24 protein-coding genes are annotated in these 23182 nt (G+C 38.4%); all 24 read left to right on the top strand.

Annotation, left to right across the window (positions count from 1 at the left end):
- Positions 1–11 precede the first annotated feature (11 nt).
- Entirely contained in the window at positions 12–497 is a 486-nt protein-coding gene (locus ACFYU8_RS17775) for a hypothetical protein (protein WP_390301576.1), read from the top strand.
- A complete protein-coding gene (holA, locus tag ACFYU8_RS17770) occupies positions 494–1561 on the top strand; it encodes a DNA polymerase III subunit delta (RefSeq protein WP_390301579.1) in 1068 nt (355 codons plus the stop codon). Before ACFYU8_RS17775 ends, holA begins: the two co-directional genes overlap by 4 nt.
- A gap of 472 nt (positions 1562–2033) precedes the next feature.
- Positions 2034–2315: an RING finger protein gene (locus ACFYU8_RS17765; RefSeq protein WP_390301582.1), complete on the top strand. Its 282-nt coding sequence runs from the start codon at positions 2034–2036 to the stop codon at positions 2313–2315.
- 50 nt (positions 2316–2365) lie between these two features.
- Positions 2366–2686 (top strand): hypothetical protein, encoded by a 321-nt coding sequence (locus tag ACFYU8_RS17760; protein WP_390301585.1) that lies wholly within the window; start codon positions 2366–2368, stop codon positions 2684–2686.
- A gap of 57 nt (positions 2687–2743) precedes the next feature.
- Complete coding sequence (locus tag ACFYU8_RS17755) at positions 2744–2935, top strand: hypothetical protein (protein WP_390301589.1); 192 nt, start codon at positions 2744–2746, stop codon at positions 2933–2935.
- Between the two features lie 64 nt (positions 2936–2999).
- Positions 3000–3263, top strand: coding sequence for a hypothetical protein (locus ACFYU8_RS17750; RefSeq protein ID WP_390301592.1), 264 nt, complete (start codon positions 3000–3002; stop codon positions 3261–3263).
- Positions 3264–3638: 375 nt separating this feature from the next.
- The gene (locus ACFYU8_RS17745; RefSeq protein WP_390301595.1) at positions 3639–3869 is read left to right on the top strand and encodes a hypothetical protein; all 231 of its coding nucleotides are present in this window, start codon (positions 3639–3641) and stop codon (positions 3867–3869) included.
- Between the two features lie 77 nt (positions 3870–3946).
- Positions 3947–4162 carry a hypothetical protein gene (locus tag ACFYU8_RS17740; protein WP_390301598.1) on the top strand — a complete coding sequence of 72 codons (216 nt, stop codon included), beginning with the start codon at positions 3947–3949 and terminating at the stop codon, positions 4160–4162.
- A gap of 79 nt (positions 4163–4241) precedes the next feature.
- Positions 4242–4502: a hypothetical protein gene (locus tag ACFYU8_RS17735; protein WP_390301601.1), complete on the top strand. Its 261-nt coding sequence runs from the start codon at positions 4242–4244 to the stop codon at positions 4500–4502.
- 32 nt (positions 4503–4534) lie between these two features.
- On the top strand, positions 4535–4714 hold the full coding sequence (locus tag ACFYU8_RS17730; RefSeq protein ID WP_390301604.1) for a hypothetical protein: 180 nt from the start codon (positions 4535–4537) through the stop codon (positions 4712–4714).
- Between the two features lie 74 nt (positions 4715–4788).
- On the top strand, positions 4789–5145 hold the full coding sequence (locus tag ACFYU8_RS17725; RefSeq protein ID WP_390301607.1) for a hypothetical protein: 357 nt from the start codon (positions 4789–4791) through the stop codon (positions 5143–5145).
- Positions 5146–5193: 48 nt separating this feature from the next.
- Positions 5194–5481, top strand: coding sequence for a hypothetical protein (locus ACFYU8_RS17720; protein WP_390301610.1), 288 nt, complete (start codon positions 5194–5196; stop codon positions 5479–5481).
- Between the two features lie 454 nt (positions 5482–5935).
- Complete coding sequence (locus ACFYU8_RS17715; protein ID WP_390301613.1) at positions 5936–6553, top strand: hypothetical protein; 618 nt, start codon at positions 5936–5938, stop codon at positions 6551–6553.
- Positions 6554–6661: 108 nt separating this feature from the next.
- Entirely contained in the window at positions 6662–7180 is a 519-nt protein-coding gene (locus tag ACFYU8_RS17710; RefSeq protein WP_483862292.1) for an RsfA family transcriptional regulator, read from the top strand.
- Between the two features lie 1096 nt (positions 7181–8276).
- Positions 8277–8447 (top strand): hypothetical protein, encoded by a 171-nt coding sequence (locus ACFYU8_RS17705; RefSeq protein ID WP_390301620.1) that lies wholly within the window; start codon positions 8277–8279, stop codon positions 8445–8447.
- Between the two features lie 529 nt (positions 8448–8976).
- Entirely contained in the window at positions 8977–9531 is a 555-nt protein-coding gene (locus ACFYU8_RS17700) for a hypothetical protein (RefSeq protein ID WP_390301623.1), read from the top strand.
- A gap of 343 nt (positions 9532–9874) precedes the next feature.
- The gene (locus ACFYU8_RS17695; protein ID WP_390301626.1) at positions 9875–10138 is read left to right on the top strand and encodes a hypothetical protein; all 264 of its coding nucleotides are present in this window, start codon (positions 9875–9877) and stop codon (positions 10136–10138) included.
- A gap of 692 nt (positions 10139–10830) precedes the next feature.
- A complete protein-coding gene (locus ACFYU8_RS17690; RefSeq protein WP_390301629.1) occupies positions 10831–11286 on the top strand; it encodes a hypothetical protein in 456 nt (151 codons plus the stop codon).
- Between the two features lie 849 nt (positions 11287–12135).
- Positions 12136–12561 carry a hypothetical protein gene (locus ACFYU8_RS17685; RefSeq protein ID WP_390301632.1) on the top strand — a complete coding sequence of 142 codons (426 nt, stop codon included), beginning with the start codon at positions 12136–12138 and terminating at the stop codon, positions 12559–12561.
- Between the two features lie 1513 nt (positions 12562–14074).
- Entirely contained in the window at positions 14075–14392 is a 318-nt protein-coding gene (locus ACFYU8_RS17680) for a hypothetical protein (RefSeq protein WP_390301635.1), read from the top strand.
- Positions 14393–15147: 755 nt separating this feature from the next.
- On the top strand, positions 15148–17535 hold the full coding sequence (locus ACFYU8_RS17675) for an outer membrane protein assembly factor BamB family protein (RefSeq protein WP_390301637.1): 2388 nt from the start codon (positions 15148–15150) through the stop codon (positions 17533–17535).
- Positions 17536–17611: 76 nt separating this feature from the next.
- The gene (locus ACFYU8_RS17670) at positions 17612–18895 is read left to right on the top strand and encodes a hypothetical protein (protein WP_390301640.1); all 1284 of its coding nucleotides are present in this window, start codon (positions 17612–17614) and stop codon (positions 18893–18895) included.
- A 158-nt stretch (positions 18896–19053) separates the two neighbouring features.
- A complete protein-coding gene (locus ACFYU8_RS17665; RefSeq protein ID WP_390301643.1) occupies positions 19054–19971 on the top strand; it encodes a zinc-ribbon domain-containing protein in 918 nt (305 codons plus the stop codon).
- A 270-nt stretch (positions 19972–20241) separates the two neighbouring features.
- On the top strand, positions 20242–23182 hold a 2941-nt coding region (locus ACFYU8_RS17660; protein WP_391365907.1), incomplete at its 3' end, for a cadherin-like beta sandwich domain-containing protein.

Below are 23182 nucleotides of genomic sequence, written 5' to 3'. Positions count from 1 at the left end.
GAGGCTCATTAATGATTGAATGGCTAGAAGACATTAGATATGGTTCCCCGCTCCAACTCTTCGTTGAGAAAGCAGCTGGTGATCAATTTGTAACATACATCTTTGATTGGAATGTATCAGATGTAAAAACTAATGGAATTCCTACCCGTGTATGGGTGAACGGAAATGGAGTACTGGCAGCGAGATTAGTTGACTTTGCGGAACGTGAGACTTTATTTCGTATGATAAAGCGTGAAATGAATGAGGATTTTTTACAATTATATGCGTGCGATCGTAATGGAGAGGACATTGAATCACTAACATTAGATCTGATCCGACCAGTCATCTTCAGTTATGATGGTCCTCTGGATCGAATCCATGGGTACCATCAAGGGGAAGACTTCAGTGGAATCGTTCAGATTCCAGAACCAGTTCCTGTCACTAATTTGACCATCAGTGATCGTTGTTCAGACGTGGTCATTGATGAGATAGTATGGGAAGGTGTCGCGATCGCATGAGCATGCAACAACTAAAAAAAATTTCAAAAGAGATTCAACAGAAGAAATTCAAGCCGGTGTATGTACTTTTTGGATCTGAGACTTATCTCTTAAAAGAGTTCTTAAAGTTTGCACAAGAACAAATGGTTGAACCAGAATATGCAGACATGAATGTAAATAGATATGACGCTACTGAAACTCCTATTGAGATAGCCCTACAAGATGCTGAGACCATGCCATTTCTTTCTGACCGGAAGATTGTAATTGTTTCTCGATGTAACTTCCTTACAGCGGAAAAAAGCAAAGTGGAGCACGCTACTGACGATCTGCTCAGCTACCTAGAAAACCCGCCGGACTTCTGTTCACTTTTTTTAATCGTCGATGCAGATAAAATGGATGAACGTAAGAAAATCGTAAAAACATTGAAAAAGGAAGCGGTAGTAATTCCTTTGAGTCAAATGCGAGATGGAGAACTATCTAACTGGATAGAGAGAAGAGCAAATAAGTTGGGTCTCCAGATCTCTTCTACCGAAATTTCGCATCTGGTCAGTGTTGCAGGTAACAATTTATACACGTTAGAGAAAGAACTAGAGAAAATCTCACTTTACTTAGGTGGCCACGGGGTTGTGACAGAAGACCATATTAGTCTTTTAACTACGCCCGCTCTCGAAAGGGATGTATTTAAACTTATCGAATATGTCATCAGTGGGGATGTCTCAAAAGCATATCGTACCCTATACGATTGCTTAGTTCTTGGGGAAGAACCAATAAAATTACTTGCACTTTTGGTCCGGCAGTTTCGGCTGTTATACTTGATAAAGCTTGGGCAGCAAGAATCAAAAAGCTTACAAGAAATTGCTGATCATACAAAATCACATCCGTACGCTGTTCGCAAAGCTGCAGACCAATCAGTAAATTTTACAGAAGAGAGTCTTCGCCAGCTATATTTGCAGCTTGCCGAAGACGACATTCGAATGAAGAATGGGAAAGTAGACAAGCGGCTTGCTATCGAGTTATTTATATCGCACGCAGCAGCTGCAGTTTTATCTCAATCGTCACACAAAACTACGTCTGCTGTTAGTTAAATGGCTATAGAAATGATCTTACTAAGGAAAAGGTGAAATGCTTGTTTTCAGTAAAGAAACCTTGTAAGGACTGCCCGTTTCGAAAAGATTCTGAAACGCGTCGTACCTTAGCAGAGGGCAGAGTGGAAGGAATAATTGAGCATTTGCTACAAAGTGATTTCAATACGTTCACCTGCCATAAAACAATAAATTACGGATCTCGTAAGGAGAAAGACGAACAGCATTGTATGGGTTCTATGGTGTTCCTACAGAAGGTTGGTAGGCCACATGTACATCAGAGAGTTGGATATGCTTCAAAGCAGCTGGATCTTATAGAAGTACAGCAAATGGCCGATCTAGTAATTGAAGCTACAGAATACCCGCTCCAGTCTCGATCAGAGTTAGGACCAGGGATGGGTGACAGAACCGATGAAGCAAAACTTACTTAATTTATATGACAACATAAATGAATGTAGATGATGGAGGAATAATTATGAGTCATTGTAAACATGGAAAAACGGTACATGTATATTGCGCAGATTGTCACGTCGAAAAGTTGCAGACAGAAAATAAACAGATTGAAACGACTGAAAAACAACTTAATTCTATAAAGTGGGCTGTAGCCGAAGCTAATAAGCAATTAATGCTTGCGGAGATTGCACATGAACAAAACCCAAACAATACCTCACATAAACAAAGTATTATAGAATTCAAAACCATACATGAAGGCCTATCTGAGATGTTAGAAAGGTTAGAAAAAATCAGCATTTCATAGCTAATTAGAATCGGAGCAAGAAGATCAGACTTATGAACGGGGGAAGATGTATGTATAAAACATTATTAGATAAGGGATTTCTGAGAACAATCTATGTTGATCAAGAGGATACTCCAGTTTTTTATACTAAAAAAATCTTGGATCCAATTTTAATCGAAAAGTTACTAGCTCTTCTTGAAGAAATTGGTGAAGATGATGATACTGATTACGATGGTATCACTGGGACAATCGAGATTACAGAAGACTTAAAAGTTGCTCAGTATTCGTTTATTAGCAACGCGTCTGATGGTTTTTGGAAATTTGGGCAAGTCAGTCATATTCCGTTTGAGAAAATTCTTTTAGCTATGCCAGATGAAATTAATCGAAACTAACTCATAGTTAATGTGTGCAATGATCAAAAAAGTTCAATTATATAAGAATGAAAAGTCATGATGACAACTGGTTTCAAGGATATTTTTGGAAGAGAGCTCTGTGTAAGCATGAAATGCGAAGACCAAATTAATCACGTTGATGATATTGAAATCATTGAGGAAGATGGCAAATTCTTTGCAAAACCATCCGGATTAGATGCAGAGCCGCTCGAAGGTGTATATAAAGGATTAGTTATTACTTCGTGTTAGCTCCATATACCAAATAATGTGTAATAAGCACACTGAATCTATTTCTTAAAAGTGAGGAATTACAATGAAAAAAATTAGAGTGTTACATTTTCCACAAGTCCCATGCGAACCCTTTATTGTTGAGGTTAAGAGTCTTGAGGAAGCAAAGCTCCTATATGATACATTAGCTAACTACGATTTGTTTCAGTATGAAAATAGGATTAAGCCAGATTTTGCAAATGCGACTGTTGTTGAACAATGGGATGATGGCGATCAGGAATGGGTTTCTTGGATCGATGAAGAAACAGGAATCGACAATGTTCACGAGTATTTTGAAAATAAAATGTGAGGCAGCTTGGATTTGTTAATCTCAACTGGGACCTTTACACAAAAGTACAAGTTGTTCAGCGTTGCAGATAAAAGAGAACTAGAGTTGGAGTAAGAAGATTAGAGCATCTGAACGGGTATTTAACTCAATAGAATTATTGTGGAAAGTGTGGTGGACGTCTTGGCAAAAGTAAAAATAGAAGGTGCAAAGGTAACTCTGATTTGTCAGTGCTGTAGAGAAGTCATTGTTTGCATGGGACTTGAAGAATATTACCAAACCGATCCGAACAGAGATGTTGTGTGCAGTAAATGCGAGGTTTAACAAAATGCTCTTTATATAAAAATTGGCTTTCTGACTTAGAAAGTGTGAACTCATATTTCATAAGGAGAGATTTGGATGAAGAAAACAATCAATCAAATGTTTACTGAGTTGACCGATGAGCAAATGGAACAAGCATTTTTGGAGAATGAAGAGTGGAGAAAAACTGGTTTTCTACAAGATGGTGTGTTGAGAAATCTACACAATGAATTTTGTGAAGAAAACGGTATGAATTATATGATTCAGTTAATGAGTGAGCATCTATTGTATGAGATGGTATTGCGCTATAGAAAAGAGCTAAACAAGTAAATATGGTGAGGGGAACATTGAGAGATCAGCGCATTTAACACGATGCCAATTAGTGAAAAAAGAAGGGAACGAATGATATGGAGATAAATCGTGAGGGAATTTTTTCAGTGGATCTTAAAGAAGGAGGACAGCAGAAAGAGTGTGAATGCGGTCAAAGAGATTGGCAAGGGGCTCAAATGTTCGGTTGTGGAGTTCGTGGGCATCATCAAGAACATAGCTTTTTTACGAAAAGTGGTCGTAAACAGTACGGATTCTTTTGTGCTAGTTGTGCCGTTTCATTAACCAAAAATTAACTTACTATGTAATCGTATTTAGCGGCGAGCATCGATCATCTGGATACACATTGCTCATTTTGTAAAGGAGTGAAAATGCATGAGGTATTTCTTTGAACTTGAACATAACGAAAGCATGGAATCGGAGCGTTTTGGTTCTGGAGAGTATGAGTGGACTAAGGGTACGCCTATTATCGAAGCTGATTCTTTTGAGCAAGCTGTGCATTTATTCTTTGAAATGTATCGAGAGCAATTAAATGAAATTCTTGATTGGGAAACAGATGGGGAAGATGCGGAAAGCGGATATGTAAGTTACTCGAATAGTGTAGATGGATGCACCTTGGGTTTCAGAGTAACTTAATGCTCATTATGACAAGGAGGATGAATGGGAACATGCATAGCAACAAGAAAACAGTTGTATTTCAACATAGGGTATCTGGAAATTCGAATGACATCGTTGAAGAAGAATTTGAATTTGAACATGACGCAACTGTGGAAGAGATCGAAAAAGAATATACCGAGTGGGTATGGTCAAGGATTGCTGAGGATTTTAGTTATTACGAGAAGAAGTAAATTTACACAATGTGTACTGTGTGCCTGGATACAGAATGCTCAAAAAGTTCAATCTGAATGACATTGGAGGAAACATGGAAGAAATTGCAGTCGCAATTACCAAAAAAGATAATAACAATTTTATCTGGGTTTATTTTCGGAAGGATGCTTTTAAACAATTTATTGATGACGTAAACAAAGGGAGATTTGCGATTCTTGATCTTCCAGAACCATTTCATAATGTCAAAGTTATTTGGCGAAACGAAGGATACCTACAACTCACAGTAAAAATAAGAAACATGACAAAAAGTAGTCTTCGAACCGAAGAAATGGAACACAGAATTATGGGATCGGCCATGCTCCTTATGTGTGAAAATGGTGAATATAAAGGGTTAACCGCTGAAATTCACAAAAAACTATTAGAAAGTAAAGCTGTGGAGTTCGAATTTTAATAGAAATACCAGTTAACACTTTGCTCAGTATGTAAAGGTGGGGTGAGAATGAAGAAACTTATTATTGTATCTTTAATTGCTTTTGTTAGCGCGGGTTGTAGCCCGTTTGAGGGTGCTATGAAAGAGATGGAAAAAGCCGAACAGACTATTGTTGATTCTCGTAAGCAATCTCCTCATGATGGTAAATTTACGACGGAGTATCTTGGTGGTGGTGCAGGTGGTTGGATATTAACAGATGCGGAAACGGGTTGCCAGTATATTGCTTTAAACAACTCTACACCTTATACACCTAGATTAAATTCTAAAGGTGTTCCGATGTGTAAAGATACGAAATAAACAAAATGCTCAATGTGATTAATCGGGAGGCGAATAGCATGCTCCAGGAGCACCGAGCAAGGATAGATCGGTTGGTTTAGATGAATCGTGGAAAAGTACAGCAGAAACGTATTGCTGCTTTGTTGTATGGTGTGAAGCGCGGGTAGATCACCTATGAAGATGTGACGGCGTAATAGAAGCTAATTTGACGGGTATGAAAAGCTTTGACGGAAATTGCCTTGTTGTAAGGCACTTTTACCAAAGTATTCAAATTTGGACAGACAAGGGAGAATTACTTTTCAATCAAGCCATAATTGAAATTCCATTTTTTAAACGAGAACTTTTAAGAAAAATAGCAAACTCAATCTAGTGTACTTCAACCCTCCATATTAAATGGAGGGTTTTTATTTGCCCGCTTTTTTATTTCCCTTATATAATACAAATAGATACTTGTTGAACGGAGGAGGCGTTTTCTTTGTTTGAACATTTAGCTTACAATGAGCTCGATGAATTATGGACCAAGATACATACCCAGCTTATTGCTCCTTTTCCTCCTGGATCCATTCAATTTAAAGATGAAGCAAAAAAGAAAGCATATATACATGCAAAGGTATATGTAAAGAGACTTAATGATGTTGCAGGCCCCGTTTGGTCTTGGAGAATAACAAGCCAACGGATCAGTTCATGCAGTAATTTTGCTGAAGTCAATGGAGTTTTACGAATCTTACATCGTGAAGCAGAGGGACAAGGCTGGCATCGTTTGGAAAAGAGAGAGTCAAATGGGATGTATTATAACTATGAAAATGCATTTCGTTCAGCTGCAAGCGATGCTTTACGAAATGCTTGTGATTTCTTAGAAATGGGATGGGTAGACTTAGCTCCATTTAGAGATTGGAAAAACAATCCTGGGATATTGGACGTACCCATACAACCAGATCAAAGTTCTATGGGCAAAGCATTGAGAGTGTGTAAAAAGTGTCAAGCTCCCTTATCTGAAAGGGACGAAGAATTACTAGTTCAGCTGAAGGTTCCTGTACCTTGGTGTGAGAAAGATATTCCGGATCATATGAAGAAGAAATTGCAGCAAAATTAAACGGAAAGATGAAGAAAGGGTCTATTTTCCGAAGAAGAGGACATATTCTTGTAGTAAAGTATCTGACTACGAAGAAGAATACGTTCAGAACTAGGAGGAATAGAGATGTTGACGAATACTCGACAAGATGCTTGGACATTAGAGGAAGATGATCTGCTAGCAAATACATTATTAGCTTACATCCAGAAAGGAAGTACACAATTACGTGCATTTGAGGAAATTGGTATCAAACTTGGTAGAACAGCAGCGGCCTGCGGATTTCGATGGAATAACACCCTTCGTAAAAAATACGGACAAGAACTCCAAGAAGCTAAGCGTCTTTATAGGCACTCAAAATTAAGAGCAGTTAATGTTCCAAATGCTGCAGCTCATACAGTCATTATAGATTCAAAAGATGAATCGTTGCGTGAAGTAGTAGACATTCTAAGAAGATCAGCAAATCAGTCTCAAAAAGTTAGAGTTCTAGAAGAGCAGTTTCTTAAACTCCAAGCAGAATATAAAGCGATCCAAGATGACTTTGAGCGGATACAAAGTGAATTGAATGATGCAAACGAACAAAGCGGCGAATACTATATGTTGCTGAGAATCATTAATCAAACACAACAAGATTATGAGATCGGTTACTGAAATTATCTTGTCTTTTAACGAGATAATCTCTCAAATCACATTTGTAGAATAGTAGTTAGCAGAAAGTTCTTGTGTTACCATATAAATTGTTGCTACATGGGAGAACCCCTGTACGCGGCCTAGGAGCCAGTGTATAGGGGTTTTTTGCTTAACTAAGGAACAAGTAAGTGGACTCGTCCAAAAAGCTAATGAGAGCCTTTCAATCCATTGCATAGGGCACCGGCTAGTTCGGAGAGATACATAAACGTGAGAATAGTAATTAAATCTAATTAAGGAGGCAAAGGTATTGAATCAGTATCGTAATATTTTCACCTCGTTACCTGTTGTTCTGTTCTTTTTACTCTCAGTTTTAATTGAGTTTCTCGTAATTATAGGTAAGTACCCTTTGTTACCAATGTATTCTTTGATGCTCGTTGGAATCATTTTACTTGTAATTTGGTTACTCATACTATACACACTATTTCAACCGGTTGTGTTAGAGAAAAAGAGAGCGCGTATAGAAGTTATTTGCAAGGTAGGACTGGGATTGACGTTCCTTGTTTTCTTAACCTCTTTTCTATTGGAAAACTTCGCATAAATCTTCTCGTAAAAGTGAAGGGTATCAAAAATAGGTGTTTGATTTTATTGTCCAATGATATGGAGGAAACTAAGTGTTTAAAAGGTTGATTATATTAACTTTATTGACGGTTGTTATTTTTTTATTGACTGGGATTATGCTATGGTTTTTGTTACCGTATCCAATTTTACTGGTTTCCTTTTGCATCATTCTTGCAAGTGTAATAGGTATTTTGGGATGGAAATCTATTGTTAAAAGTGCTGTAAGAGGAGAGTAACGCAAGAAATAGGAGGCTATATGAGTAGATACATCCCTATGATTAGAAACGTGTCCTGGATTGTAAGCTTCATTTGTGTTTTAAATATAGTCGCAACACACTTTTTTAATGGTGATGATACCTCAAGCTATATAATTTCGTTAATTTGTCTTTTGTTAGCCTACTTTGTAATATGGAGTACAAGATGATTTGGACACATAATGACTGTTATTCTTAGATATGATACATTCTGTACAACGAAACTATAAAGCTGGGGGTTTAACATGGAAAAATCGGATCTACTATTACTAGCTCAACAACTTGAAGGGTATGCGAAAGAAATGCAATCAGCTATTAATGATGATGATTTTGAACAAGTATATAGTTTGTTTAAAGTCATGCAATTACAAACCCGCAAAGCAATCGAAAAGATTGATGAAGGCTTGGGTTGTTAATTTACAACCAGGAGACAAATCGCCCGTTATGAAAATACAGGGTGCAAAATAGGAGGATGTAGTTAATGGACTGGGAAACGTTGTGGTTCATCTCCTTCATTGGTTCCTTTTTACTATATGCGACTGTATGGGGACTCGAATATTTTAAAGTACATGGATATTATCAAAAGAACGAAGTTCACCTATATAGGACTTCTATATGGCTCTATACTGCAATGATTCCGTTTATTGGATCAGTTACCGTAGGTTTATTTAGACTTTTCGGATTCTAGAGTGTTTTTTTATATCCAACAGCTATCCCGCTACCAAAATCTGTAGCTCCACAGATTTTGGCATTACCAATAATAGATTTCCAAAATGTGATATAATAGATCCATACATAGCTAATCTATCGAGCGTGGGAAAACCCCAAGCTTATTCCCTTAAAACGGGATAAGTTTGGGGTTTTTCGTCGTTTGGTAGAAAAGTTGAAAACTCTACCATCTGAGATACAGTTAACTTAAAAAGCATATTTTTAGGAGGAAGCATAATGCCGCTTGAATCGACGATAATTACCTACTCGTGTATTGCACTTAGCCTGATATTAATAATTATGTCAGTCAGATTACTAATGAAAAAGGTAAAGAGAAAAATTCGAAAGTGGGGAATTTCTGGTTTAGTAAGCGGAAAGGCTTTATTAATTACTACCTTAATCTTTAGTGGAAGCAGTGATGCTCAAGCTTTATTAGATTACACACCATCCGCATTTCAAAAAACACTAGTTCAATCAAAATTCGATATTGACTATGAGGATAATCGTCTTGTGTTTGCGAGTGATCGAGGAGTTACAGGAACAATGGGGATATCTAAAAGCAAAATTCAACTGTCTATCGTAATGCAACTGGGAGCTCCAAAAGCACTTGAAACAACGAAGCAGCTAGTAACATCGTTTACGTCGAACACAGTGTTGCAGAAACAAATAGACGAAGTCTTACGAAAGAAATCTAGTAAACGAATTTCTATCCAGAATGGTTATATCGAAATAAACGGAGGCTCTTTGTACTTACATGTTGAAAAACCTTTTAATATAACTCCGAAATCATAAATTGACTGCAATCTGATCGGAGGCTTATCGAGAAACTGCAATTGTCATTCGTTTGGAAGACCAGCTACTGGTGAAGTGGAATTATTACGTTGATGAAGGGTGATTAACGAGTATGAGTAATTTGATTTTGGTATTAACTTTTTTATTGATAATAACCACATCTCTTCTATTGATAATCTTTAGTTCACTTCTTTTACGTATTGGTATTAAGACGAAAAATAAATATCGAATCTTAATTGGCGGTTTTTGTATCATACTTTCTCTAACTGTTATTACTTGGTCATGGATACAAGTGAGTTCCAATTTATCATAATCTGAACTTAAAAATGAAGGGGATGTTACTGTGAATGAATCAGACTTGTATGATCCAGTCAAAAACTGGCTTGAGCAAAGGGAATTCATTGTCTATCCAGAGGTTTACTGTCCACGTGGTGGGGGACGGGCAGATATTGTGGTAACGAGCGGGCCAGTTGTTGGTGTTGTGGAAATGAAACAATCGCTAACATTGGATTTGATTGATCAGGCATTACGGTGGAGAGGGCATGCGAACTATATCTGGGTCGCCATACCATACAAGCCCAACAAATATAGACGTTTTATACACTAGGTTCTCAGCGATTATGGGATTGGTGTTTTGATGGTGAATAAATATCAAAATGTATGGCAAGATATGCCTTCCCGCTATATGCGTAGGACGTTGCCTTATTTGAAAGAGACCCTGACTGAACACCACTTAACTTCCGGACTTAAAGGGGGGCATAGGTGTGGGGGATATATTACACCATACCGGATTACTATGAATGGGGTTTTGCATTTTCTTAAAAAGCAGAAGAACTGGCAAACACTCAAGGAAATATTAGACCATTGTGAAACCCATTATTCTAGTCCGAGAGCCTCGTTGGCAAAGGCTTTACGAGATTTTGAAGATAACTGGTGCGAAGTTAAGAAAGAGGGCGGGAAGCTATATTTCCGTTATAGGGAAGCAATTTAATACGACATGCAAGACGTTCCTAGTGTAGCTGACATAAACATCTTACAGTTGCGGTAACTACAATGAAACATGGTTTGACGATAAAAAGGGCTGTTCATGGAGGTAAATAGAATGTTGAAATGGCGTGATCTTGATCCTAGGGAAAGATTAGGTGTTTTATTTACGGGGAGTATGGTCTTTTTTGGGATTGCTTATCTTGTTAAAGTTATGATCTTTCATTAGTCACAATGTGGACTGTGTACCAGGATACAGATTGCTCAAAACTAAAAAAGCGAATTGCTGCCGGTTCTGAAAAAGGAGAAGCTCTTGTGAACAATATAAAAAAAGTGTTTCCGTATTTGAGATATGTGTTGTATGGGCTACGACCGTTTTTATTTCCAATGTACCTGGTATTGATGATTTATTATGCGTTGATCGATATGTGGGATGGTCTATCTATAAATATAGGGATGATTGGGAGCCAAGCTTTTTATGGAGAACTGAATTTAATCATCCTCTATGTTGTTACACGAGTAGCTTGGGTCATCTCCTGGAATGGGACAATTAACAAGAAAATTATCATTCCACAACGGAAACACGCAAAAATTCCATGGAGCTATTCGGTGGTTACCTGTATATCATTAGTGATGCTTGCAAACTTTGATTTGTTTGAATCATTTCCTGCCAGTGAAAAACAGATCATCTTTATCGCATTGGTTGGGACATCATTATTGTCAGTTGTCCAGTATATTGGAGAATTCAAGCGGCTGAATCAACCATCCTAGCTTCTTTCTTATCCGACATGTAATGAACTCCTTGCTTATTGTGAATACAGAGAAAGGGCTCATGATTATAAAGTTGATGATGATCGAAGAAGGAAAATACATGTTACTGAAGTTTTGGATGCACCCGAGGGCGTGCTACATTATAGTTAAATCAGATATAGGGTGGGATCAGAAATATATTATTCTTGTCTTACCCAAGACAAACCTTTTACCGACGCACATTTTTCGAACTGAGACACTGGCATGTCATGCCGATATGAGAATAATGCAAATAGATTGGCTGAATTAATTTTTTAGCACAGAAGCAACACCGGAGGAAGTTGCTTTTTTTGAAAGCAAACGATTTAAATATAAAAACAAAATGCAAGATTTTGAAAGAATGAAAGTTGAAACGGTTGAGGACTATATTAACTTGAAAATGAAATTTGCAAGGGTTGTTAATGAATATGTCGTGGCTAATCAAAACGATGAAGAAACTGCTCATAAAATAATGGTGCAGTAAGGTATTGAACTCTACGAAATAAGCTCTTTCGCAGACTACCTTTAATTCAGAGTATAAATCGTCAGATGTAGGAAGTGGTTATCGGGACAAAATTGAACAACTGGAGTATGTGGGTAAATTTTATCGTTGAAGCGAATGAAGAAGGTTATTCGGTCAAAATTCCAACGCGTTATATCCGCAGGGTGTGAAGAATGATGATATCTCATTGATTATCGGTCGGAAGTACGTTTTAAAGTCTATTGTATCTTCCAAACAGTTTTGAAGATATACGCTAGCAAGTATCTAGAGGCGCGTCGATCGCACGCACCACCTAGATTCAAAATGCTCAAAAATGGAGGGTTAATTAAGTGATCAGTGAAAAACAACCTTTTTACCATATAGATTTTGACTTATATAGCGTTCTAGAATTACATCGTGGTAAAGAATTCTCATTCGATTTGGAGTGGATTCAAACCCAAGAAGTAACGTTAAAGAAAATACTGGAAAGTCCATTTGTGTTTCAATCTTATTCGGTAAGAGTCATAGAAGAGAACAAGGAAATAAGAGATGCTATTGAGAGTATAAAGATTTGTTCTGATCGCACAGAAGGTAATCTTAGGGAGTTATTGGAGAATGCAATCCAAGTTGGTGAGAAACGCATTCATTTTATTGTCAAAGAGTTTTTGGTGGTTAGAAAGCAAGATATCGATAACATTCAAATGCTAATTAACAATACCGACTTTGAGGCTATCTTGCTATCAGAAGTGGAAGCAGCATCGATTCGTATAAAATAGCTCACTTTCACTACAGTGCTGCTAATTTTTCACATGTCTCATTAAAATATATCTTGAAAAATGTTAGAGGGGATGGCATGTGTGAAAGGAACCAAATAAACGACCAGATAGACCATATACGTGAGTGCTCATCAATTGAAGATATACGACGAGCAGTTACAGGTGCCTTATCAGTAATAGAACAGATTGATTTTAGCTCGATGGAAATAGCAAATTCCATGATTTGTTTAGAGCTTGTGATGCCGTTTACAATAAGAATTATGCTTTAGCTTTGGCCCATTTAAGTGATTACCTAGTTCGTGGTAAAGATTCTGCAAGAATGAGTACGGAGGAGATACAAATAACCCACGTACTTTTTAAAATTATACATGCGAATGAGCAGTGTCCGTGGGATTTTGAATAGAAAAGCCTTATATCTCTTCCTTTCTGCTAGTTTACTAGAACAACTTAGTATAATGCACATTCTTTGATAAACAATGGCAAACTAATTTTCTATCCTTTGGGTAACTCTGGTCGTCAATTTATCGAGAAGTTAGGGAAAAGAGCAAGGAAGGGGTATTCGGCAATTGGAACTCAAGCATTGGATGAATGGAACTCAAGCATTGGATGAAAAAAACTCGCAGTCTTTTAGAAGATGCTTATATTTCAAGGTCTGAAGCTGATAGAGACACGACTTAAATGTTGTGTAGAGTATACCTAGATACTCATTGCTCATTAAGAATAAGGAGGGGTATATGTTTGAGATTAAAGATGACCTAGATTTCTTTTTAACAATACTCATCATCGTATCCGGTCTTATCATCATGAATAGTTGGATTAGTTCGATTTTTGCTTAATGTGTATCCTTGGCGCGGACCATCCCTGGATATAAAATGCTCAGTAAATAAAGGATGTAGGGAATATGGACGACGTAATATTATTAACTGCCATACTCGGATTCTTTCTAGGTATATTATTCATGATTTTAGCAATTATAGGTAAACGATCTGTAAAACAAGAGGAAACAATAGCGATGTTTAAAACTGGACTTGCTTTCATTGGATCAGCGTTTCTTTTACTAATATGTGGGAGAATAATGTTGTAAGCGCATTGACTGAATACAAAGGAGTGAAGCATTATTCTATACATTTCAGGGATTCTCATCTTGGTTGGAGTAGTTCTAATCTTTATTGGGCGTAATGAAGAACGACCTGATATGGAGGGGATGTTAGATAGGCTATTCTGCTCTTTATGTGGTAAAGGTCAAGTATTAATTGTGATTGGAATTGCCGTATTGCTGTCTCCATATTTAGAGTCATTAATACAGTAGCCAGCGCTGTATGGGTGAATGAATTTATAGTAAAAGTTTGGCTTCCTATCGTTAGAACGAGAAGCGTCCGAGGACTCTTAAATCTAACCATGTCTTTTAATGTGGAAACGAAGTTAAGGGCTATAAACGTGCTTCTATGAATGTCAAACAGCTTATGTGGAAGGACAGCACGAATTAAATCAAAAAAATGGGGGCATTCAATCAATGGAAAGAATTATACATACCCTAACACAAGAAGAACGCTCAAAATTGGACCAAATGCCTGAACCAGAAGGAAAAACATTTTATGTATTTTTCACTGAATTACAGGGCTATGAGGCTTCGATTACAGCATATAGGGAGCCGAATGAGATAACCAGAGTATTTGTTCAATTAAAAGCTAAAAATGGCTTTCAGTATAAATGGCATCATGCTCAAGAGTATTTCATCGAGCATAACCAAGAAAGGGACGTAATACTTGGGGAGCATCTTTTTGTATTGCCGAACGGTTCCCGCCATGTGGTTGAATTGAAATACGAATAGCTGCTCGAATAATTATAGAAGCTAGAGGTTTCTTCGGTTGACAAACCAATAATCATCTTTATTAACAGAAGGAGTTGATTGATTGCGACTGGAAATAACTGCAGGGTTAATTGCAATAACCATCATGGGTGCTTTTATTTACTATGTGACTAAGATATTCTTTGATATCGAGAAAATGATATCATTGATGACAGGTATTTATATATTGGGAGCGATAGTTTTGTGTGTTATGTGGAGCTTAACTTCTAGTGATGAGGAAGGGATAACACGAAAGAGGAATATGCTAACGAGTTTCTTCATCATGACCGTTTCGTACGCATCTTTATATTTCATTATTCCATTGTTGTCGATTAAGTAATTCCGATTTAAAGTGATATTTTGTACGTTATAAACGATCAAAGCGTGCTTAGTGCTCCCCCGAAGCTTGCCGAAGCATGGTAACGATAAAGAGCGAATGAGTTTAAGAGTTCGTGTTATAACCTAAAATACAGTAGTAATCAATCCCGCTATCGTGTACAATATTGGCATATTCACTTTGTTTATGATAGCAACCAAAATCATGGTTAGCGGAAGATAGGATAAAACAAACGTCCATTTGCTGGACATACAAACCTTTTAAAGGGCTATGTATGTGCTGTAAATGGACTTTTTTTGTTTTGTCCTTTTTTTCGTGAAAAGGAGGTAAACGAAAAAATCAATTTTACAATCTTTTGCTGCACATCGTTTATTAAAACAAGACTTGGAGGGCTTTTCTTATGAAAAAACTAATGAAATCGATGGTAGTTTTAACATTAACAATGGGGGTTGCATTTTCGAATGTTCATCCGATGTTTGACCAATCAGTTGTCGCAGCAGAATCACTTCAGTTTAGACCAGGTAGCGGGTACGTAGATGGCGTATATAAGGCCGATGCAATCCATCCAGCTGGAGTCAACTGGAACCGCAACTCACCTTATACTGGCGGCGATACACCATCAGTAAATTGGTCGTTCCAGTTAGGGAATGATAAAGTACACGAAGAACAAATTCACTCATTGCCAGCTATTGATGCTGATGGCACCATTTATGTGGTAGGAACCTCAGGTAAATACCTCGCTGCCATTAGTAAAGAGGGTGTAAAGAAATGGGAGGCCCAATTAGATGGAACACCAGTTGGTGCCCCAGTTATCGGCGCGGATGGAACTATTTATGTTACCTCCTATGACAACGATAAGGTATATGCCTTTACAGCTGAAGGTTCCTTGAAATGGGATTACGAAATTAGCGGGAAGGTAAAAGGTTCTGTTGCTCTCGGGAATCAGGGCAGCATATATGTTGCAGGAGAAGATCGTAAATTACATGCTCTTTCCGCAAAAGGGGAGGAATTGTGGGCTACATCTTTAGATGGGAAAGTTCACGGAACACCGATCCTAGCGGAAGACGGTACAATTTATATTGGTACCCTCAATGGAGCTCTGCATGCAATTAATGCAGATGGAAGTATTCAATGGATCAAATTGAATCCAGGAGCCATTTCATTCAGTGCGCCTACTATCGGAACCGATGGATCGCTGTACTTTGGTCACTCGAAGTATCGAACCACTGGGATCACAAAAAATGGTGAGTTAAAGTGGGCTGTAGGCACTGGCGCTCAAATTGAATACTCGTCTCCTGTTGTAACAGACCAGACAATGTATATTGTTGGAGCTACGAAGCTAATGGCATTTGACCTATCTGGCAAAGAAAAATGGTCAGTAACTCACCATGAAATCGATTTGCATAATGGTGTAATTATTGACGCCAATGGAGTCATATATGCTACTTCTATGGAAGGTCGTTTGCTCGCTTACAATTCTACTGATGGCTCGTTGAAGTGGCAAATAGGATTGAGTAAAGACGAGCTCACTGCACCTATCTTGAGTAGCGATGGTACCATTTTCGTAATGGATACTACTGGACGACTTTTTGCAGTCGATACGAAAGGACAGTTGAATAGTGAACCCGAGAACAAGGTTGGCGTTTTCGATTTAAAAGCTGACGTTACACAAACAAGAGTAGGACTGTCTTGGAAAGATAGCGGTACACCTGATTATGTAAAAGTGACGTCACTTCGATATAACCAGAAAGAATCCAGTTATCAAACCAAGGGAACCAGTTTTTCCTTCGATGGTCTTCGAAAGTACACAGTCTATACTTTTGAAGTCGTCCCTTACAAAAATGACATTGCTGGTATTCCTGCTTACGTTACCCTTACAACAGAAGATCTAGATGAGTTGACTGCTACAGCAGATATCACTTATGCCGATTACACTGATGCATCAAACAGAACTCTTCTTGTGAAAGTAAAAAGCAACACAAAAGAGAACTATGTAGTCGTCAAAGATAAATCTCTTGGATTTAAAGTGGTTCAACGAATTCCTGTTGTTAACGGAGAGGCTAAGGTTACTTTTGACAAAGAAGGTACCTATGATATCAGTGCTGAAGCAATCAGCGAACGTACTGGCAATTCCCATTTCTCACAAACGTTTTGGCTGACAGTAGAGTTTAATAACGCACCAATAACCAAACCGAGTGACCCCACTTCTGGGGGAAATACGAATGGTAAAGGCGTTGTCAGCGTGAGCGAAGAGGGACCTAACATCGTTCTAACTGCTTCCTTGCCAGAGCCTGGTAGGGGTGAAAGAATCGTATACCGATTCTATAACGCAGCCGGCACATTAGTTGGATCTGCAAGTGGTAAAGCAGAAGATGGTATGTCTCTAGGGAAAGTGGTAAAGGGTAAACATCTCTTACCAAGTGGCAATTACAAAGTCAAAGCGAACTACATGAAGGGTTTCAAAACAATTGATGTAATCGAATCTGATTTCAGCTTTGATGTAACAAGCTTGGGAGAAGAAGCTAACGTAAGAGTAGAAGTGAAAGGAAAGAATTATGAAATAACCGCTTCTGTTCCGTCTGTGTCCGGTGAGAAGATAAGCTTTCGGTTCTATACGGACAAAGGAAAATTAGTCGGTTCAGTTAACAGTAAAACTGTAAATGGTCAAGCTGTCGGTATTCTTAAAAAGAACACAAATCAGTTCCTTAAAGGTACTTATAAGGCAATGACAGTTTACAGTGTAAACGGAAAGGTGATTCGGGTCTCTGAATCTGATTTCACCTTGTAATACTAAAAGGTCTGTAGAAGAGGGGAATACCATTCCTCTCTTCTTTTTATATGTATAAAAAGGAGAGAGACTATTCATGGCACTTATCATAGAGCAAGATGTATCATCAAAAAAAGTCGAAAAGAAAAATGAGTATGCTGATGCATTTATTAAAAGATTGGGAGAAGACGAACTTATATCAAGGTATAGAAAAATGGATATTATCAAAACATCTCCTATCTATACCCATCCCCCCGCTTCCATACAAGATTCCTATCAATTTGGATGGGCTAGAGGTCTAGTCTTATTAACGGAAACACTCGTAACGGGTCGATGGGCACATTGGCTGAATATTATCCGTAAGGGCCGGTTAGATCCAAACGATCACATACCTACATTGACTCTCAAAATGGATTATACGAATGGTCGCAAAATGTTAGATCGATGTATGAATGATGTATATGCATATGGTTTACGTGTGGAAGCATTCCTCGACTGGATCGGCTTCTCATTAGGTTTGGCTTGGTGTAAAAAACCCGATATGCCTGAAAGATTGTGGAAGCAGCTCTACGAGACATTCAATTTTGATCTTTTATTGCAGTTTCCATCTGATTATTTATCTGAATTCTTATGTGAACACGGTGCGAGTGGTTTGGCAGGTTATTATCCAACACCGCTAAATCTCACCTTGCTAATAAATCAAATAACTTTAAGTGACGGTGATCAAACTTTAAGTCATTATGAACCTTGTCTTGGAGCTGGTGCGATGTTACTCCCTACATCCTCATATAATTTATGCGGAAATGACATTAATCTCTTAATGTGTAAAGCCACAGCGATTCAAGCATTCTTGTATTTACCTTGGCTTCTATATGTACCAGTGCCTATTATTGGGCTTCATTTTTCTGAAAGAGAGATGAGGATCAATAAGTACTTTGAGTTCACCACCAACACGCGTATTTATTTGGGAGACAGTCTCATCGGCGAGCTTTCCGCTCCTTCAGATATCTTTGCTGAAAATGGTGACTTAATCGATATTCAATTACACCCTCTCGATTTAGAGAAACGTGAGATCTTTAAGTATGATGCGGACATGCTTATTCCTTGGGCTGAGCTCCCTAACGATCAAAAATATAAAATCGTAGTAGCCCAATCAAGGGAACTTTTCTTTGATGTAATGGTTAGCAACCCGCCATTTGGGAAGCTCAATCCATACACGATGGAGAAAATCCGAGAAATAGAGAAGAAGAATCAACAGTTTTTGAAGGAAAGACAATTACGTAACCAGGAAGAAAATAGATGGTTAGATTCCATTGTTGAGGAAGTGGAAAAGAAGATTCAACAAACTAAAGACGGACAAATGGAGCTTATTTTATTCTAAAGTCAATGTAGTAAAGAGTAATCTTTAAACACCACATTTATTTGTGGTGTTTTTTCATTAGTTTTATTTAGAATAATTAGTAGTTGTTACGAAGGAATAGACACCATTTTCGATATTAGAGTAAAAACCAAAAATGAAGGTAGGCTATCAGATAAGTTATGGAGAAAATAAAGAGTAGAAAAGTAACTCCTACTTATAATCTTGCAGTAATGTATCCGCATATAGCAAAAGAGTGGCATCCCAAATTAAATGAGAATCTTACTCCTGACAAGATTACACCAGGGAGCGCAAAAAAAGTTTGGTGGGTATGTGAAAATGGCCATGTTTGGCAAACTAAAGTACTCCACAGAACACAAGTTAATGCAGGATGTAAGCATTGTCGAATAAGTAAAATTACAAAAGACAACAATATTGCCATTCTTTATCCTCATCTACTTAAAGAATGGTGCTACGAGTTGAACGATGGTTTAGATCCTTATCTTCTCAAACCAAACAGTACAAAAAAAGTTTGGTGGGTATGTAGTAGGTGCAATCACAGGTGGAAAACCAACGTACAACATCGAGCAAGTCGTGGTCAAGGTTGTAAAGAGTGTGCTAAGTTGGAATTGAAGCAGAAATACACTGGTCAAAAAATGCAAAAAAGAAGGCTACTGAAAGATGAATTCCTTGAGCTTATGAAAGAATGGCATCCTATAAAAAATAGTCATCTAGACATGAATAAGATTACGTCTGGTAGCAGTAATATTCCTGTTTGGTGGGTATGCAAAACATGTAATAATGAGTGGACTTCAAATGTTGCAAACCGTACACTGCTCAATCGAGGATGTCCACAGTGTAATCTTCATAGGACTACTATTGAGCACAATTTATCTGTATTATATCCTGAATTAGTAAATGAGTGGGATTGGGAGAAGAACGGTGATCTTATTCCTGACAAAATAGCTCCTAAAAGCAATAAATCTGTATGGTGGGTATGTCAGATCTGCTCACATTCCTGGAAGGCGTTAGTTCGTCATAGGACAGTAATGCATACTGGTTGCCCAAATCATTTTTCCCATTCAAAAATAGAGAACTGATTCCGATTGTATCAGCTAAGATCGATAGGGGCAGATAGCCTTGTCGATCCTTTTTTAGTCTACCATTTCTCTGATTTTTAACTTATACTAAGATAAAGCAATATATCTCATAGGTGCGAAGGGCACAGTGAGAACTCAAAATCCTTTTGTTAGCCGATAGACGGTAACGAGGAGGTGAGTTTTCGCTGTGCCTATTTTTATTTAGGGGGAATGTCTGGTCTTTAAACGGTGTTTTTCTAAATCTGTATTGGAGGGGAAAGGTTGGGTAAAATGAAAAAACTATTATCAAAGGTATTACTTACAACTGTTATGACATCAGTCATGCTATCAAATCAATATGTTCAAACGCCTAAGGTAGCAGCAACCTCACAGTTTAATCCGAATTTAGGTTTAAATCAATCATTAGTAGATGTTTTTGGTGGAGGATATTCCTCGACATCATACGACACGGGTGCTTGGCTTCCGACCAGGAACAACTGGAATATGCACAGTCCAGTTTCGGCTAAACGCCCCCTTGACGGTTCAGTAGGTTTGTCATTTGCGAATGGTAATTACAATCAAGAGGTTCCAGCAATTGCAATTGATTCAAACGGGACAATGTACGTTAGTATGATTTTTACCGATCAGGTCACTCAAGGGATCCGTGCATTGAGTAAGAGTGGTGAAGTGCTTTGGGAAAGACCAGGAAACGTAGCTAAATCTATCTTAATCGGCCAAGATGGAAACCTGTATGTTTCATATTACGATAGTATTGTTTCCTTAAAGAAAAGTGACGGTACTATTAACTGGTCCAAGTCCACAGGACCGAATAATTATTATACTGATACGATCGAACTAGGACCAAATGGAAATTTATTTGGTATCACATCGCCAAGGGATGCGTGGAAACCCTCGGTAGTCTTTAGTATCAATAGCCACGATGGAGCACCTATTTGGGAACGTGCTTTAACACAAAGCGATCGTCTTGACACGAGTAGATATAGAAATGAACTAACAATTGCAGCGGATGGAACAATCTATGCATCATATGCATATTCAAATGATCACATTGATTACCTTCCTACTAAAACCTATATGGCGGGATTTTCACCAGATGGTACGGTAAAATTCATGAACAAACAAGTAGGAATCGCACAACATACTGCCACGGGGTTAAAAACGGATGCGCATGCATCACGTTTTGTTATTGGACCTGATAAAAATTTGTATACTCGAGTAACTACACAACGTGCTCAAAATGCAAGCGATAGTTCTCCTGAAGTTGTTACCAATACATTGAATATATACAGTCCTTCAGGGGATTTGATAAAAGAAGTCCTGCTATTCAGTGGCATCGATAACAGAAATGGTTATCCTGACGTAAGTGCCACGCCACCGATAATTACTGAAGACGGTAATGTTTATGTTACCGCACATAGTTCAGTAGATACTACAAAATACAGCCAGATAATCAAAGTAAAGCCAGATTATACAATGGAAAGTCTTCAAATTGACCCACTCCCACATGCTGGTTCTGGGGATAAACAGATGATTGTTGATAAACCTAATAATCTATTACTCGTACCAACAGTCAACGGAATTACTTCGATTAATTTGAAGACATTTAAAGTAGAGTGGAAATATACAGCTGAGAATAACTACTACGATCAGTTGTATATCTCAAGTACTGGCAATATTATAGGAATAAACGCAAGACAGTCCAGTAATCCAGCACTTCATGTTCTAGGAAAGGAATATTTACCACCTAACCAGAACACTATGGCAGACCATCTAATGACCTTACTAGCCGATACAGGAAGTAGTGCTGTAATCAAGTATAATAACACATATCCATCTGATATCACCGATTATGGCCATCAAGCAGGTAATATGCTTCGTTGGCAAATATCAACTAACGGTATTAATTTTACATCAGTTGCGCCGAGTAAAGCAGCTCAAGATAACCAAGCTGTGTTAAGCAATCTAGATCCTACTAAAGGATATTACGTCCGAAACCTCTATAAAAACAACGACGGCCGGATCATGGTATATCAAAGAATGATCCTTCGTCCAGACAAGTATACGGGTGTTCCACTACCGAGTGAGTCTGATTTTGTACCTACTACCTTACCAACTTCTATTCTGGTGAGTGCTTCTCAAATAAAAGAGGCTCAACAAAATGATGGTAGTATTATGGAAAAACAAATCGTTACTCTCACTAATGGAACGTTTGCAGCAGATATGAGCACAGGTGTCATGGTAAATAACTTACCAGCTGGACTCGGCATTTCTGTCACACGAGATAGCGATAAACAAATCACTATTTCCTTCACTGGCAAAGCGACTGCACATGCAAATGCCAATGATGTAACCAACGCTACGGTAACCATCGACAAAGCGAAGATCACAGGGGCGACAGCCAATGTTACATCCAATGCCTTTACCATCGATTTTCAAGATGGCTCAAGTTCCGTTACCAACTTCCGCCAAACTGCCGTGACCCAAACAACCGCAACTCTGGCATGGGACGCAGTAACGGGCGCAGACAATTACATCATCAAAACCGATACAGGTGTGACTGTTTACTCAGGAGCGGCGCTTACCACAGTTGTTTCTGGATTAAAACCTAGTAAGGCTCATTCCTTTACAATCATCGCGAAGGGCAAAGATGGGGAAAGTACCCCTACCGCCCTTACGGTAACCACACCGGCTATTGTGGATCCAGTGGTAGATCAAGTGAATACAACCAAAAACTCGGTATCCTTTGACATTCAAGAAGTCGAAGGCGCAAAGAAATATGTTGTCAATCGTAATCCGGAGTGGACATATGAAGCTGCAGGCGGAAACCGCTACGAGGTAACCTGGAAGAACACCGCTACGGGTGAGGGACCTACTCCTCAGGCGACCGTGTACTCTTCCAACGGGAAAATCCCACATACCGAGACAGGACTTTCCGCGAATACACCTTATAATTACACGGTAACAGCCTTCGACGAAAGCGGGAATGCTTCCGCACCCCAACAAGTAAAGGCTACAACAGCACCTCTCAGTACCCTTGCGGATTTAAAATCGCTCAGTTTGTCCCAAGGAACGCTGACGCCAGCATTTGCAGCCAATACCGTTAGCTACACGACAACCGTGACCAATGCCACTGCCTCTGTCAATGTTTCGGCAGCTGCTGCAGATCACATGGCCAAGGTGACGATTAATGGGAACGAGGCAAAAAGTGCGG

The sequence above is a fragment of the Brevibacillus sp. NPDC003359 genome (genome assembly GCF_042878995.1).
In the GTDB taxonomy this organism is placed as follows: Bacteria; Bacillota; Bacilli; order Brevibacillales; family Brevibacillaceae; genus Brevibacillus.
Note: the sequence above shows the minus strand (reverse complement) of the source record. Positions and strands in the feature narration are given on the sequence as shown.

Excerpts from the sequence above, each read along its gene's own strand:
- ACFYU8_RS17775 (WP_390301576.1), top strand. The coding sequence starts at position 12 with ATGATTGAATGGCTAGAAGACATTAGATATGGTTCCCCGCTCCAACTC.
- holA (WP_390301579.1), top strand. The coding sequence starts at position 494 with ATGAGCATGCAACAACTAAAAAAAATTTCAAAAGAGATTCAACAGAAG.
- ACFYU8_RS17765 (WP_390301582.1), top strand. The coding sequence starts at position 2,034 with ATGAGTCATTGTAAACATGGAAAAACGGTACATGTATATTGCGCAGAT.
- ACFYU8_RS17760 (WP_390301585.1), top strand. The coding sequence starts at position 2,366 with ATGTATAAAACATTATTAGATAAGGGATTTCTGAGAACAATCTATGTT.
- ACFYU8_RS17755 (WP_390301589.1), top strand. The coding sequence starts at position 2,744 with ATGATGACAACTGGTTTCAAGGATATTTTTGGAAGAGAGCTCTGTGTA.
- ACFYU8_RS17750 (WP_390301592.1), top strand. The coding sequence starts at position 3,000 with ATGAAAAAAATTAGAGTGTTACATTTTCCACAAGTCCCATGCGAACCC.
- ACFYU8_RS17745 (WP_390301595.1), top strand. The coding sequence starts at position 3,639 with ATGAAGAAAACAATCAATCAAATGTTTACTGAGTTGACCGATGAGCAA.
- ACFYU8_RS17740 (WP_390301598.1), top strand. The coding sequence starts at position 3,947 with ATGGAGATAAATCGTGAGGGAATTTTTTCAGTGGATCTTAAAGAAGGA.
- ACFYU8_RS17735 (WP_390301601.1), top strand. The coding sequence starts at position 4,242 with ATGAGGTATTTCTTTGAACTTGAACATAACGAAAGCATGGAATCGGAG.
- ACFYU8_RS17730 (WP_390301604.1), top strand. The coding sequence starts at position 4,535 with ATGCATAGCAACAAGAAAACAGTTGTATTTCAACATAGGGTATCTGGA.
- ACFYU8_RS17725 (WP_390301607.1), top strand. The coding sequence starts at position 4,789 with ATGGAAGAAATTGCAGTCGCAATTACCAAAAAAGATAATAACAATTTT.
- ACFYU8_RS17720 (WP_390301610.1), top strand. The coding sequence starts at position 5,194 with ATGAAGAAACTTATTATTGTATCTTTAATTGCTTTTGTTAGCGCGGGT.
- ACFYU8_RS17705 (WP_390301620.1), top strand. The coding sequence starts at position 8,277 with ATGGAAAAATCGGATCTACTATTACTAGCTCAACAACTTGAAGGGTAT.
- ACFYU8_RS17700 (WP_390301623.1), top strand. The coding sequence starts at position 8,977 with ATGCCGCTTGAATCGACGATAATTACCTACTCGTGTATTGCACTTAGC.
- ACFYU8_RS17680 (WP_390301635.1), top strand. The coding sequence starts at position 14,075 with ATGGAAAGAATTATACATACCCTAACACAAGAAGAACGCTCAAAATTG.
- ACFYU8_RS17675 (WP_390301637.1), top strand. The coding sequence starts at position 15,148 with ATGAAAAAACTAATGAAATCGATGGTAGTTTTAACATTAACAATGGGG.
- ACFYU8_RS17670 (WP_390301640.1), top strand. The coding sequence starts at position 17,612 with ATGGCACTTATCATAGAGCAAGATGTATCATCAAAAAAAGTCGAAAAG.
- ACFYU8_RS17665 (WP_390301643.1), top strand. The coding sequence starts at position 19,054 with ATGGAGAAAATAAAGAGTAGAAAAGTAACTCCTACTTATAATCTTGCA.